The 14155-nt window shown below is 72.2% G+C and carries 9 protein-coding genes and 2 pseudogenes; 5 read left to right on the plus strand and 6 right to left on the minus strand.

Annotated elements, in window-relative coordinates:
• Positions 1 to 8: 8 nt before the first annotated feature.
• The 4 genes from HHX33_RS29455 to HHX33_RS29470 are packed head-to-tail and all read right to left on the minus strand — an operon-like array spanning position 9 to position 4191.
• On the minus strand, positions 9 to 911 hold the full coding sequence (locus HHX33_RS29455) for an ABC transporter permease (RefSeq protein WP_111699843.1): 903 nt from the start codon (positions 909 to 911) through the stop codon (positions 9 to 11).
• Positions 898 to 1947, minus strand: coding sequence for an ABC transporter permease (locus HHX33_RS29460; protein ID WP_182877451.1), 1050 nt, complete (start codon positions 1945 to 1947; stop codon positions 898 to 900). The genes HHX33_RS29455 and HHX33_RS29460 overlap by 14 nt, the downstream gene beginning before the upstream one ends.
• Positions 1944 to 3464, minus strand: a complete 1521-nt coding sequence (locus HHX33_RS29465; protein ID WP_182877452.1) for an ABC transporter ATP-binding protein — start codon at positions 3462 to 3464, stop codon at positions 1944 to 1946. The genes HHX33_RS29460 and HHX33_RS29465 overlap by 4 nt, the downstream gene beginning before the upstream one ends.
• On the minus strand, positions 3439 to 4191 hold the full coding sequence (locus HHX33_RS29470; RefSeq protein WP_244302247.1) for a GntR family transcriptional regulator: 753 nt from the start codon (positions 4189 to 4191) through the stop codon (positions 3439 to 3441). The genes HHX33_RS29465 and HHX33_RS29470 overlap by 26 nt, the downstream gene beginning before the upstream one ends.
• 248 nt (positions 4192 to 4439) lie before the next feature.
• On the opposite strand from HHX33_RS29470, the pseudogene HHX33_RS29475 reads away from it, so the two are divergent.
• Positions 4440 to 6230: pseudogene (locus tag HHX33_RS29475) on the plus strand (glycoside hydrolase family 9 protein); the annotation flags it as partial.
• 2 nt (positions 6231 to 6232) lie between these two features.
• On the opposite strand, the gene HHX33_RS37775 reads toward HHX33_RS29475, so the two are convergent.
• Positions 6233 to 6640, minus strand: coding sequence for a hypothetical protein (locus HHX33_RS37775; protein WP_396785979.1), 408 nt, complete (start codon positions 6638 to 6640; stop codon positions 6233 to 6235).
• Between HHX33_RS37775 and HHX33_RS37780 the strand changes: the two are divergent.
• From HHX33_RS37780 to HHX33_RS29490, 4 genes and pseudogenes are all read left to right on the plus strand, one after another.
• Positions 6591 to 6887, plus strand: a pseudogene (locus tag HHX33_RS37780) (cellulose binding domain-containing protein); the annotation flags it as partial. The gene HHX33_RS37775 and the pseudogene HHX33_RS37780 sit on opposite strands and share 50 nt — an antisense overlap.
• Before the next feature lie 12 nt (positions 6888 to 6899).
• On the plus strand, positions 6900 to 9641 hold the full coding sequence (locus tag HHX33_RS29480) for a glycoside hydrolase family 9 protein (protein WP_182877454.1): 2742 nt from the start codon (positions 6900 to 6902) through the stop codon (positions 9639 to 9641).
• Positions 9642 to 9705: 64 nt separating this feature from the next.
• On the plus strand, positions 9706 to 11166 hold the full coding sequence (locus HHX33_RS29485; protein ID WP_182877455.1) for a cellulose binding domain-containing protein: 1461 nt from the start codon (positions 9706 to 9708) through the stop codon (positions 11164 to 11166).
• A gap of 232 nt (positions 11167 to 11398) precedes the next feature.
• Positions 11399 to 12166, plus strand: coding sequence for a ribonuclease HII (locus HHX33_RS29490; RefSeq protein WP_182877456.1), 768 nt, complete (start codon positions 11399 to 11401; stop codon positions 12164 to 12166).
• Between the two features lie 5 nt (positions 12167 to 12171).
• On the opposite strand, the gene HHX33_RS29495 is transcribed toward HHX33_RS29490, so the two are convergent.
• Entirely contained in the window at positions 12172 to 14070 is a 1899-nt protein-coding gene (locus HHX33_RS29495; RefSeq protein WP_182877457.1) for an HNH endonuclease signature motif containing protein, read from the minus strand.
• Positions 14071 to 14155 lie beyond the last annotated feature (85 nt).

A 14155-nucleotide genomic window follows, 5' to 3' on the forward strand; every position in this document is an offset into this window, starting at 1 on the left:
TCTCCCGGCTAGCGAGCGAAGACGCGGCGGAGTTCCTCGGGGGCGGCGCGCAGCGTGCGCCTGCCGAGGATCGCGAGGATGACGAGGGTGATGACGAAGGGCAGGGCGTCGAGGGCGAACTGGTTGAGCGCCTGCCCGCGGGCCTGCAGCGCCGGTGCCACGGCGAGCGCGGCGCCGAACAGGTACGACCCGGCCATCACCCACAGGGGACGCCAGGCGGCGAAGATGACGAGCGCGACCGCGATGAAGCCCCGGCCCGCCGTCATGCCCTCGAACCAGGCGTGGGCGTACGCCGTGGAGAGCTGGGCCCCGCCGAGCCCGGCCAGCCCGGCGCCGGCCACCACGGCGGCGGCGCGGACCAGGGCGGGCGAGTGCCCGTGCGCGTGCAGCACGTCGGCGCGCTCCCCGGCCGTGCGGACCAGCAGGCCGGTCCTGGTGCGGCCGAGGAGGAACCACAGCAGGGGCGCGACGGCGAACGACAGGTAGGTCACCGGGTCGTGCCGGAACAGGATCTCCCCCACAATCGGGAGATCGCCGAGCACCGGCACCGGCACCGGGTCGAACCCGGGGGCGGGGCTGCCGACGTACGCCGCGCCGAACAGCGAGGTGAGGCCGAGCCCGAGGAACATGAGCGTGAGGCCGGTGGCGAACTGGTCCGCGCCCCGCCACAGGACGGCGGCGGCGTGCACCAGCCCGAGCAGCGCGCCCGCGAGCGCCCCTGCCAGCAGGCCGAGCCAGGGGCTCCCGGTCTCCGCCGCGACGGCGTAGCCGCCGAGCGCGCCGACCAGCATGCAGCCCTCGGTGCCGAGGTTGACCACCCCGGCCCGCTCGGCCAGCGTCTCGCCGAGCGCGGCGAACATGATCGCGGTCCCGCCCCTGACCCCTCCGGCGAGCACGTCAACGACGAGCATGGCGACTCCATCCGAGTACGGCGAGCAGGACGAGGCCCATCAGGACGTTCACGGTCGCGGCCGGCAGCCCGCTGTCGAGCTGGAGGCTGTCGCCGGCCACCGTGACCGCGGCGAGCAGCAGCGCCGCCCCCACGGCCGGCAGCGGCCGGTGCCGGGCGAGCCAGGCGGCGAGGAAGGCGATGTAGCCGATGTTCGTGGTGAGCCCCGGCCTGAGCTTGAACTCGACCCCGGCCAGGTGGACGGCTCCGGCCAGCCCCGCGAACGCCCCGCCGAGCAGCATCGCCGCGAGGATCAGCCGCGCCACCGGCAGCCCGGCGCGGCGGGCCGCCTCGGGGTTGCCGCCGACGACCGACAGGTGGAAGCCGAACGACGTGCCGCGCAGCACCAGCCACACGGCGACGGCGACGAGCAGGGCGACGACGATCCCCATGTGGACGGCGGTGCCGCTGACCAGCGGCATCCGCTGGACGATCTCCAGCGGGCGGGTGGCCGGCTGCCCGGAGCCGTGCGGGTCCTTCCACGGCTCGTAGATGAGGTAGAGCATGACGTCGAGCGCCACGTAGTTGAGCAGCAGCGTGGTGACGGCCTCATTGACCCCCACCACCAGCCGCATCGCCGCCGCCACGCCCGCCCACAGGGCGCCGCCGGCCGCCCCGGCGAGCAGCATGAGCGGCAGCGCGGCCGGCCCGGGGACGGACAGGCCCACGCCCGCGCCCGCGACGGCCCCGATGAGGATCTGCCCCTCGCCGCCGACGTTGGTGAGTCCGGCCCGGGCGGGCAGCACGACCGCCATCGCGCCGAGGACCAGCGGGGTCGCCTTGATGACGATCTGCTCCAGGCTCGGCCCGGTGAACGCCTGCGCGACCATGCCGGTCAGCGCCGCGACCGGGTCGACCCCCTTGGCCAGCAGGAGGACGGCGAACAGCGCCACGGCCCCGGCGAGCGCCCCGGTCCACCGCGCCGCCGTCCTCAGTGCCGTCCTGACCGGGGAGGCGGTCCGGTCGGCTACCGCGGGCCGCGTGAGCGTGGCCGTCACGCCGCACCACCGATCGCACCGCCGAGCATGAGGCGTCCGATCTCCTGCCGGTCGGCACCGCGCGCCGCCACGACGCCCGCCAGGCGGCCGTCGTGCAGGACGGCGATGCGGTCGCTGATCGCGATGAGCTCGTCGAGGTCCTCGGAGACGACGAGCACGCCCGCGCCCGCCGCCGCCCGCTCCAGGAGCAGTTCCTGCGTACGCCGGGTGGTCGCGATGTCGAGGCCCCGGCTGGGGTAGGCGGCGACGACCAGCGCGGCGTCGTCACGGGCGAGGGCCCGGGTGAGCATGACCCGCTGGACGTTGCCGCCGGACAGCTCGGCGACCCTGCGGCGGGCCGCGGCCATGCCGAGCCCGGCGCGGCCCTCCAGGTCGCGGGAGATCTCGGCCACCCGCCGCCAGTCGACGTTCAGCCGCCGCCGCGGCCTGCGCGGCAGGCCGAGCGCGACGTGCTCGACGACCGTGAGCCCGGGGACGACGGCGTCGGCCAGCGGGTCCTCCGGCACCTCGGCGACCCGCCCGGACGGGCCGGTGAGCGCCTCGCCCGCGACCGCGACCACACCCGTCGCGGCCGGGCGCAGGCCGCAGGCGACCTCGCACAGCTCCCGCTGGCCGCTGCCCGCCACGCCCGCGACCCCGACGACCTCGCCGGGGAACACGTCGAGCGTGACGTCGCGCAGCCGGAGCACCCCGTTGTCGCCGTACGCGCCGACTCCCGTGAGGGAGAGCGCGGCCGTACGGCCGGGCGGCGGCGCGGGGCGGTCGGCGGGCAGCGGCGGCACCGCCCGGCCCACCATCGCCTCCACCAGCTCGGCGTCGTCGTACGCCGCGGGGTCCGCCCCGCCGGTGATCACCCGGCCGCCGCGCAGCACGGTGACCCGGTCGGCGACGGCCCTGACCTCACCCAGCTTGTGGGTGACGATGACGACGCCGTACCCGAGGCCGCGCAGCCGCCGGACGACCTGGAAGAGGGCGGAGACCTCCTGGGGGGCCAGCACGCTGGTCGGCTCGTCCAGGATGATCACCCGGCTGCCCGTGAGGAGGACCTTCAGGATCTCGGCGCGCTGGCGCTCGCCGATCGAAAGATGGGCGACCTTCGCGTGCGGATCCACGGCGAGGCCGTACTCCTCGGCGGCGGCCGCGATGCGCCGCGCGAGCGCGGCGGGCCTGAGCCTGCCGGGCATCGCGAGCGCGACGTTCTCCGTCACGGTCAGCGCGGGGACCAGCCGCAGGTCCTGGAAGACCATGCCGATCCCGAGGGACCGGGCGGCGGCCGGGCTGCCGACCCGCACGGGCGTGCCGTCCACCACCAGGTCGCCCGCGTCGGGCCGGTGCACGCCGTAGATGAGCTTGAGAAGGGTGCTCTTGCCCGCGCCGTTCTCCCCGACGAGGGCGTGCACCTCGCCGGGCCGTACGTCGAAGTCGACCCCGTCGTTGGCGACGACGTCGCCGAACGCCCGGGTCAGGCCGCGAGCCGCGAGCAGGGGATGGTCAGTGGGAGCCTCGGTCAACGTCATGGCGCCTGCCTCGGTTGAGGGCCATCTGGGTGATCGCGCGAGCGGCCCTGCGCTCGACGACGTCCATCGACTCCCCGACGTGCCGGCGCATCGCGGTCAGGGCGTCCTCGAGACGCCCGGCGAGGACCTCCTCGACGATCTCCAGGTGCTGCAGGATCGTGAGGGTGATGCGGTCGGCGGTCAGGAAGTCGTACATGCGCACCGCTCTGATCCGCGCGTTGACGGACGCGAGGGTGCTCGTGAGCGCCGCGTTCCCCGAGGCGCGGCTCATCGTGACGTGGAAGTCCTCGTCCATCACCACGAACTGCGGGTCGGGCTCCGGCTGGTCGTCCCGCAGCGCGCGCCACTGGTCGCGCAGGGGTTCCAGCACCGCCGGGTCGTGCCCGCGTACGGCCGGCTCCAGCGCGCGGCTGATCCCGCGCAGTTCCAGAGTCACCCGCAGCTCGTAGAGGTCTCTGAGGTCGTGCAGGTCGGGCTGGGCGACGTAGTAACCGCCGTCCTGGCCCCGCTCCACCAGGCCGTCGGCGAGGAGGCGGACCAGCGCCTCGCGTACCGGGGTCCTGGAGACCTCCAGCAGCGCGGCGATCCGCTCCTCCACCAGCCGGGACCGGATCGCGAACTCGCCGAGCATCAGCCGCCGGCGCAACTCGCCGTAGACCTGCTCCCGCCGGAGTTTCGTCCTCCCGGCCGGGCCCGTGTCCGGTGTTGTATACAGCCCTGCATCCACGACTCGGACGCTAGGTACGCGGCGTTTCTCGAAATGTCCGGCATGGTTAATTCGCGGTCGCCATGCCCTCACAGCGGCCGGGCCCGTGCTGAAAGTTTCACTCCCCCAGCTGGCTGTGACGCCCCTGACCTGTACGGACGGCGCTGCGTCCGGGGCCGCGCTTGGAGCGCGCCAGGTCCCGTACGCACGATCCGGGCGGGATCCCTTTCCGGTCGTCCCGCCCGTACGTCATCCCTGGGGGGATTTCCATGCGACTACCGCGACGGCTGCTGAGCGCGAGCACCGCGGCGGCACTGGCCGTGACAGTGTCGACCGGCGCCGTGTTGTCCGGCACCTCCGGCGGGGCTCCCGCCTCCGCCGCCACGTTCGCCTACGGCGAGGCGCTGCAGAAGTCGTTCCTGTTCTACGAGGCGCAGGAGTCGGGCCACCTGCCGTCCACGAACCGGGTGACCTGGCGGGCCGACTCGACCGTGAACGACGGGAAGTCCGCCGGAGTCGACCTGTCGGGCGGCTTCTACGACGCCGGCGACCACGTGAAGTTCGGCTTCCCGATGGCCTCCATGACCACCACCCTGGCCTGGGGCGGCGTCGACTACCGGTCGGCCTACGAGAGGTCGGGCCAGCTGCCGTACCTGCTGAACACGCTGCGGCAGTCGGGCGACTACTTCATCAACGCCCATCCCGAGCCGAACGTCCTCTACGTCCAGGTCGGCGACGGCGGCGAGGACCACTCCTACTGGGGTGCGCCCGAGACCGTCGAGGCCAAGGGCCACAAGCGGCCGGTCTACAAGATCACCGCGTCGTGCCCCGGCACCGACGTGGCGGCCGAGACCGCCGCCGCGATGGCCGCGTCGTCGATCGTCTTCCGGCCGACCGACCCGTCGTACGCCGACACGCTGCTGACGCACGCCAGGCAGCTGTTCACGTTCGCCGACACGACCAAGGGGACGAACGGCCGCGACACGGCGTACGTGAACTGCGTCAGCGCCGCGCAGGGCTTCTACAACTCCACCGGCGAGGGCGGCCAGGTCGAGGGCGCCACGAAGATGTACTGGGACGAGCTGGCCTGGGCGTCCGTCTGGCTCTACCGGGCCACGGGCACCGCGAGCTACCTCGACCGGGCCCGCGAGTTCTATCCCAAGATGGGCACCCAGGAAGACCCCGGGAGCAACGGCGTCCAGGTGCCCGTCTTCAACTTCGGCTTCGGCTGGAACGACAAGCAGTACGCCGTCTACGAGCAGATGGCCGAGCTGACCGGCGAGCAGAAGTACAAGGACGACGTCCAGCGCTACCTCGACTACTGGACCGTGGGCTACAAGGGCAAGAAGGGCACGATCACCCCCGGCGGCCTCGCGTACATCTTCTACTGGGCCTCGCTGCGCATGGCGGCCAACACCGCGTTCGTCGCCCTGAGGTACGCGGACTATCTCGGCTCGTCCAGCTCGCTCCGCGCCCGCTACCACGACTTCGGCAAGCGCCAGATCGACTACGCGCTCGGCGACAACCCGCGCCACTCCAGCTACATGATCGGGTTCGGGACCAACCCGCCGCGCAACCCTCACCACCGCGGCGCGCACGGCTCCTGGACCAACGCCGGTCCCGACGGCGAACCCACCGTGAGCAGGCACGTCCTGTACGGCGCGCTGGTCGGCGGCCCGGACGGCGCCGACGCCTACACCGACAGCCGGGGCGACTACGTCAAGAACGAGGTCGCGCTCGACTTCAACTCCGGCATCACCAGCTCGCTCGCCGTCCTCTACGGCGCGTACGGCGGGTCGCCCCTCGCGACGCTGCCGCGCGAGACGCCCGACGGCCCGGAGTTCTCCCTGGAGCCGACGATCACCCACACGACCCGGGAGACGGCGGCCAAGACCTTCGTCATCAACAAGTCGGCCTGGCCCGCGACCGTGCTGGACAAGGCGAAGTTCCGCTACTACTTCACGCTCGACGGCTCGACGACGGCGAGCCAGGTCACCGTGAGCACGTCCTACACCCAGTGCAAGCAGCCCACCGGGCCGCACCTGCTGGAGGGCCGGACGTACTACGCCGAGGTCGACTGCACCGGCACGCTCATCTTCCCGGGCGGCCAGTCGGAGTTCCGCCGCGAGGTGCAGCTCAGGATCGGCGTGGCCGACGGCGCGACCTGGGACCCGTCCAACGACTGGTCGGCGAAGGGCGCCGACCGCATGACGCTGTACGGCAACGACGGCAGGCTGCTCTGGGGCACCCCGCCGGGAACCGGACCCTCCCCGTCGGTCTCCCCGTCGGCGTCGCCCTCGGCGTCCCCGTCGGCATCGCCCTCTGCGTCGCCCTCTGCATCGCCTTCTGCGTCGCCTTCTGCGTCCCCTTCTGCGTCCCCCTCTGTGTCGCCTTCGTCCGGGGGCACGTGCAAGGTCGCGTACGCGACCAACGACTGGGGAGGCGGGTTCACCGCGACCGTCACGATCACCAACGCCGGTGCCGCGACGATCAACGGCTGGACTCTGAAGTTCGCCTTCCCCGGCAACCAGAAGATCTCCCCGCCCGGCTGGTCGGCCACCTGGACGCAGACCGGGACCGCCGTCACCGCGGCGAACCTCGACTGGAACAAGACCATCGGTGCCGGCCAGTCCGTCCAGATCGGCTTCCAGGGCACCTACACCGGCGCCAACGCCAAACCCACCGCCTTCACCCTCAACGGCACCACCTGCTCCTGAGACGAGGCATCGATGAGACTCCTGTCGCTGGGCCGGCCGGCCACTGCGCTGGCCACTGGGCTGGTCACCGCGCTGGCTGCCGTGCTGGCCGCCCCGCTCGTCCCCGGGCCGACGCGGGCCCAGGCCGCGGCGTCGTACAACTACACCGAGGCCCTGCAGAAGTCGATCTACTTCTACGAGGCGCAGCAGTCGGGTAGGAAGCCCGCCTGGAGCCGGGTGGAGTGGCGCGGCGACCGCACGCTGAACGACGGCAAGCCGGCCGGGGTGGACCTGTCCGGCGGCTGGTACGACGCGGGCGACCACGTCAAGTTCGGCTTCCCGATGGCGTTCACCACCACGATGCTGGCCTGGGGGCTGGTCGAGAACCGGTCCGGCTACGGGACCCAGCTCACGCCGATGCTGAACAACCTCAAATGGGCCACCGACTACCTGATCGCCGCCCACCCCGAGCCGGAGACGTTGTACGTCCAGGTGGGCGACGGCAGCGTGGACCACGCGTACTGGGGTCCGCCCGAGGTGATCGACATCAAGGGCATGTCGCGGCCGGTCTACAAGATCACCCCGACGTGCAAGGGCACCGACGTCGTCGCCGAGACGGCCGCGGCCATGGCGGCCTCCTCGATGGCCTTCCGCCAGAGCGACCCGTCGTACGCCGACACGCTGCTGACGCACGCCAGGCAGCTGTTCACGTTCGCCGACACGACCAAGGGGACGAACGGCCAGGACACCGCGTACACGAGCTGCGTGCCGGGCATCTCCGGCTACTACAACTCGACCTGGGAGGGCGGCTCCGACCACCCCGGCGCGACCAAGATGTACTGGGACGAGCTGGCCTGGGCGGCCGTGTGGCTCTACCGGGCCACGGGCACGGGGAGCTACCTGGACAAGGCCCGCGAGTTCTACCCGAAGATGGGCAGCGAGCCCGACGCGGGCCAGGGCGCGGGCGGGACCACGGTGCCCGCCTACACCTTCGGCCTGGGGTGGAACGACAAGGAATACGGCGTCTACGCGCTGATGGCCACGCTGACCGGCGAGCAGAAGTACATCGACGACGTCCAGCGCTACCTCGACTACTGGACCACCGGATACAAGGGCAAGAAGGGCACGATCACCCCAGGCGGCCTGGCGTACGTCTTCAACTGGGCCTCCCTGCGCATGGCGCTGAACACCGCGTGGGTGGCCCTCGTCTACGCCGACCACCTCGGCACCGGCGACCCGCTCTACGCCCGCTACCACGACTTCGCCAAGCGGCAGGTCGACTACGCACTCGGCGACAATCCCCGCCACTCCAGCTACATGGTCGGCTTCGGGACCAACCCGCCGACGCACGTCCACCATCGGGCGGCCAGCGGCCAGTACCTCGGATACATGAGCGACACCACCGGCCCGAACCTGCACGTCCTGTACGGCGCGCTCGCCGGAGGACCGGACGCCGCCGACGCCTACACCGACAGCCGTACGGACTATGTCCGCAACGAGGTGGCGATCGACTACAACTCCGGCATCACCAACGTGCTCGCGCGGTTCGCCAAGGAGTACGGCGGCACGCCGCTGGCGGACTTCCCCGCGCCGGAGAGGAAGTACGACGAGATCACCGCGGGTGTCGACAACGTCTACACCGGTGTGGACGGCACTTCGCTGGCCGTCACCATCACCAACACGTCGAACTGGCCTCCGCGCGTCCTCCAGTCGGGGAAGGCGCGTTACTACTTCACGCTCGACGGCTCCACCTCGGCCTCGCAGGTGAAGGTGACCGGCGGCGACAGCAGCGGCTGCGCCGTGACCGGGCCCGTCCTCGCCAGGGACCGCACCTACTACGCGGAGGTGGACTGCACCGGCAAGCCGATCTACCCCGGCGACGCCCAGCTCTACCGGCGCAGCACCCAGCTGCGCATCTCCGTGCCGAACGGCGCGACCTGGGACCCGGCCAACGACTGGTCGGCCTCGGCCGCCTCCCACGTGCCGGTGTACGACGGGAACACGCTGGTGTGGGGCACCCCGCCGGAGGGCACGGTGAGCCCGTCGCCGTCCCCCAGCCCCTCGCTGTCCGTCTCTCCGTCCGCCTCGCCGCCTCCGGTGGACACCACGCCGCCGAGCGCGCCCACCGGGCTGCGGGTCTGCGGCGCGGACTTCACCAACGCGGTGCCGATGTGCTGGACGGCCTCGACCGACGACACCGGGGTCACGGGCTACGACGTGTACATGAGGCAGGGCACCGGCTTCAGCAAGATCGGCTCATCGACCACCCCCCTCTACGTCGCGGAGAGGCTGGTCGCCGGCACGAGCTACACCTTCTACGTCGTGGCGCGGGACGCCGCGGGCAACTCCAGCCAGCCCTCGGCCACGCTCACCGCGACCGCGCAGCACGGCCTGTCCAGCCCCTCGCCGTCGCCCAGCCCTTCGCCGTCCCCCTCGCCCAGCCCGTCGCCGTCGCCGGGTGGCGGATGCCGGGTGACGTACGGCACGAGCGACTGGGGCGGCGGGTTCACCGCGACCGTCACGATCGCCAACACCGGCACGACCGCGGTCGACGGCTGGACGCTGAGGTTCGCCTTCCCCGGCACCCAGAAGATCAGCCCACCCGGCTGGTCGGCCACCTGGACCCAGAACGGCGCGAACGTGGCGGCCGTCAACCTCGACTGGAACAAGACCATCGCCCCCGGACAGTCCGTCCAGGTCGGCTTCAACGGCACCTACAGCGGTTCCAACCCCAAACCCACCGCCTTCACTCTCAACGGCACCACCTGCTCATGACTTCGACCCGTGGCCCGGCCGTCCCCGCCTGACGTGCCGGGCCGCCCGAACTAGAGGTGAACAGTTGCCCGTCAAAGGTCTGCACACCGCCGCTGTTCTCATGGGCGCCGGACTCATGGGCGCCGGACTCGTGGGCGCCGCCGGTCTCCCGGCCTCCGCGGCGGCCGGAGACACCACCCCGCCCAGCGCTCCGGGAGCCCTGTGGCACTGTCCGTTGCCCGCGGATCCCGGATCGGGTCTCGGCATCGGCGTGTCGCTGTGCTGGGGCGCCGCGACCGACGACGTCGGCGTCACCGCCTACGACGTCCAGGTCAAGCAGGACGGCGTCTTCACCGCCATCCGCACCACGACCGGCCCGGGGTCCATCGTCAGCGGCCTCACCCTGGGACAGTCGTACACGTTCCGGGTCGTCGCGAAGGACGCGGCGGGGAACGCGGGCCCGCCGTCCAACGAACTGACGGCCAGCGCCGGCTACCTCAGCGGCATGCCTCCCTCCAGTCCGCCGCCCAGCCCCAGCCCGATCGACCGGACCCCGCCCACCCGTCCCGAGGGCCCGGAGCCGTACGCCGCGTACGTCAACGGCGCGGCCGGCCTGACCTGGACGAAGTCCACGGACGACGTCGCGGTCACCGGCTACACCGTCTACGCCTGGATCGACGGCGCCTTCACCCCCGTGACCGCCCAGCTCTCCTCGTCCGGCGACAGGGTCGTCGGGGTCGTGTACAACCTCACTCCCGGGCGCGACTACCTGTTCTACGTCGTCGCCAAGGACGCCGCAGGCAATATCAGCGCGCCCTCCGACCTGGTCCGCCAGCGGGCCATGGTCGAGCCGCCCGTCGCCAGTCCGAGCCCGGGGACGGACACCACACCTCCCGGCACGCCGACCGGAATGGCCACCGTGACCGGGATGGACATACCCGGAGGGGTCTTCCTCGCCTGGTACACCGTCAGCGACGACAGTGGCATCCCGCCCCGCTACGACCTGTTCCGGCGGACCGACCACGGCTACGCGTACGAGGGCGAGAACGGTACTCCCCGCGACATCGTCACCGGGCTCGAAGGCGGCAAGCCGTACACCTTCCAGGTCGTGGCCCGCGACGCCGCCGGCAACCTGAGCAACCCATCGGCGCCGTACACGGCCATCGCGCAGCCTGGGGGAACGTCCTCGCCCAGCGCGTCGGCGTCTCCCAGTGCGTCGGCGTCGCCCGGTTCCGGATGCAGGGTGACATACGCCGCCACCACCTGGGACGGCGGGTTCACCACCACCGTCACGATCACCAACACCGGCACCGCCATCGTCGACGGGTGGAAGCTGGCCTTCTCCTTCCCGCTCGCCTCCCAGCGGGTCACCAACGGATGGTCGGCCGTCTGGACCCAGGCCGGCACCGCCGTCACGGCCGAGAACTACGCGTGGAACAAGACGCTCAAGCCGGGCCAGTCGCTGTACCTCGGCTTCAACGGCACCTACACCGGCGAGAACCCCAAACCGGCCTCCTTCACCCTCAACGGCACCACCTGTTCCTGACCCTCCCCGGCCCGGCGCACCCGGATGCGCCGGGCCGCCGCGGCCCTCCCGCGCCCACCCGCCCCGAGGATGTGCGGCCGTACACCGCGTACGTCAACGGCGCGGCCGACCTGACCTGGACGAAGTCCAGCGGGCGACGTGGGAGTCTCCGGCTACGACGTGTACGCCTGGATCGACGGCGGCGCGTAACGAGTGCGCTCCTGGAACCGGTGGTGCGTGCGATGATGCCGGGATGACCGATGCGCTGCCCGGCCTGGAGCCCGAACCGAGCCGGGGGTCCCCGCCTGCCGCCCCGCGCCGACGCGTCGCCGGATACGAGATCGAGGACGAGTTGCGGGCGGCCGGGGCGGTCCATGTCGCCGGGGTGGACGAGGTCGGCCGCGGCGCCTGGGCCGGGCCGGTCGTGGTCTGTGCGGCCGTCACCGCTTTCGGCCCGCCGCCCGAGTTGCCGGGGCGCGGGGAGCGCACGGTCCGGCTGACCGACTCCAAGCTGCTCGGCCAGGCGCAGCGGGAGGCGTTCGCGGAGGTCCTGCCGGGCTGGCTCACCTGTCACGCGTACGGCGAGGCCAGTGCGGAGGAGATCGACGAGGTCGGCATGACGGAGGCGCTGCGCCGGGCCGTGTGCCGGGCCCTGGAGGTCCTGCCGATGCGGCCCGACGTAGTGCTCCTCGACGGCGCGCACGACTTCCTCGGACGCCCGTGGCGGGTGCGGTGCGAGGTGAAAGCCGATCAGCGCTCGGTCTCCGTGGCCGCCGCGTCGGTGCTGGCCAAGGTCCACCGCGACCGGCTGATGGCCGAGATCGGCGAGGAGCATCCGGCCTACTGCTTCGCCGCGAACGCGGGCTATCCGTCGCCGGTCCACCAACGCGCTCTCGCCGAAAGCGGCCCGACCCCGCACCACCGGCTGTCGTGGTCCTACCTCGACGACCTGCCGCGCTGGAGGCACCTGCGCAAGCACCGTGACCCCCTCGCCGGCTCCGGTCAGACGACCCTTCTCTGACTCCCTCATGTCCTCACCCTCCGGGTGGTGCGGGGGTTGCGGTAGGTGAAGGCCCAGCGGTCGTCGCCGATCTTGCGGCGGGTGTAGCGGGCGGGATGGCGGTAGCGGTCGCGGTTGTGGAACTGGCACGCCGGCCCCAGCAGTTTGAGGTCGGTCGGCCCGCCGCTGCACCAGTCCTCGGCGTGGTCGATCTGGCACATCGTGGCCGGCAGCGGACAGCCGTCCACCCAGCAGGTCGCATACCGGGCGAAGACGGCCCGGCGCTGGGCCGGGGTGGCCAGGCGGACCTTGCGGCCCATGTCCAGCACCTGCCCACCGGCGTCCATCACGATCCGCACCAAAGTGCTGGTACGGGCCAGCCGGTGCACGCTGGAGACGGGCAGCAGATGCCCGGTCGCCAGGATCAGCCCCGGCAACCCCCGCAACCACACCCCCGGCGGCGGACTGTTCACACCCACCCCCGACCCCGCCCAGGCACCACCTCCCCGCCGGGCGCTACCTCCCGGCCACACCCGGCCTCCCGACCACGCCTCGCGTCCCACCCGGGCGTCTCCTCTCGGCCAGGCGTTGCCTCCCAGCCGGGCGCTGCCTTCCGCCAACGGCGGGGCATCGGCCCCCGCCTCCGGCGCGCCGTTGCAAGCCGCCCTCGGCATTCCACGCTTCGCCTCGCCGGTTCCGGAGGCATGCCGGTAGCCCTCCGCCGGGCAGTCACGGGCCGGGTAATCACTCCACTGCTCGTCGAGGTCGGCGGCGGAGCGCTCGCTGTCGGCGTCCATTGCGTCGGCGTCGGTGGCGTCGGCGTCGGTGGCGTCGGCGTCGGTGGCGGTGGCGTCGGTGGCGGTGGCGTCGGTAGCGGTGGCGTCGGCGCAGGTCGCGCAGGCGTCGATGCCGAAGTCCTCAGCAGTCCAGGCGTCAGGCCCGGGGCCAGGGTCATCGCTCGGGGCTGGGTCTGAGAGGTCTGAGTCTGAGGGGCCGGTGCCCGAAGGGGCGGGACCAGGGTCGGGACCAGGGCCTCGGTCGGTGTCTACCGAGTCGGTGGTGGGTTGTCCAGCTGAGGGGTCGGTACCTGAGGGACCGTCGGCAGTGGGGTCGTCTGAGGGGCCGGCTGTGGGATCGCCTGAGGGGGTGGCGCCTGCGGGGTTGTCGGCTCCGGGGTCGGTGGCTGGGGGGTCGTCGGGGAGGGATTCGGCGGTGACCAGCACCAGAAGCTCGGTCGCGATCTTGTTCTCCAGGAACGCGACGAACGCATCGGCGTTCCGCACGCTCAGCGTGCGGTCGTCGCCCTCGGCCTTGGGCCTGGCGTAGACGTCCAGCAGGTGCTGCAACCGCGCGGCCGCCTCGACCGGGAGGTAGAACTCTCCCTCCAGCCCGCCGTTCCTGCGCCGCCGCACCCGGAAGAACCGGCGGTCGAAATCGGCCTGCTCATCGCTTTCGTGGCCGTCGGGGTCCAGCACCGCCCGCAGATACCGCCCCGCCTTGGCCACCTCCGCCGCACCCGCCGAACCTGCCAACTCCAGCAGAATCCCCTCAGCAGTGGTCGCCTGCTCGTCGGTCAGCCCCGCGGTGGCGGTGCAGATCGCCTCCACGATCCCCTCTGCCAGGCTGCCCTCGGCGAACCGCTCACGCGCCCGCGACAGACGACCCAGCTCCATGCCCATCGTCACCAACCGACCGGCTCCGGGGATGGTCATCCCGCCGGTGGATCGCAGCCACAACCGGGTGGAGGCATGCCCATGGTTCCTCGCCTCCCCAGCCTGGTGGACCCGCCCCACCCGGGCGGCCAACGCCGAGGTGATCCGATCGCGGGCCGCCAGCAACTCCTCCGCCTCGGCCAGGCACACCTCCGCCGATTCGGGCACCGGCACCAGCGCCACCACCCGTGCCGCCTCACCAACCGCCGCCACCGCCACCCACGACGACGACCCACCAGCACCAGAAGTATCCCGGTCCGAGCCCGCATCGCTCCGGCCGGCGCCCTCGGCACCGCCA

This window comes from Microbispora sp. H10670, assembly GCF_014161385.1.
In the GTDB taxonomy this organism is placed as follows: Bacteria; Actinomycetota; Actinomycetes; order Streptosporangiales; family Streptosporangiaceae; genus Microbispora; species Microbispora triticiradicis.

Bases quoted from the DNA above. Each gene is read 5' to 3' on its own strand.
- HHX33_RS29455 (WP_111699843.1), bottom strand. From the start codon at position 911: ATGCTCGTCGTTGACGTGCTCGCCGGAGGGGTCAGGGGCGGGACCGCG.
- HHX33_RS29480 (WP_182877454.1), top strand. From the start codon at position 6,900: ATGAGACTCCTGTCGCTGGGCCGGCCGGCCACTGCGCTGGCCACTGGG.
- HHX33_RS29490 (WP_182877456.1), top strand. From the start codon at position 11,399: ATGACCGATGCGCTGCCCGGCCTGGAGCCCGAACCGAGCCGGGGGTCC.
- HHX33_RS29465 (WP_182877452.1), bottom strand. From the start codon at position 3,464: ATGACGTTGACCGAGGCTCCCACTGACCATCCCCTGCTCGCGGCTCGC.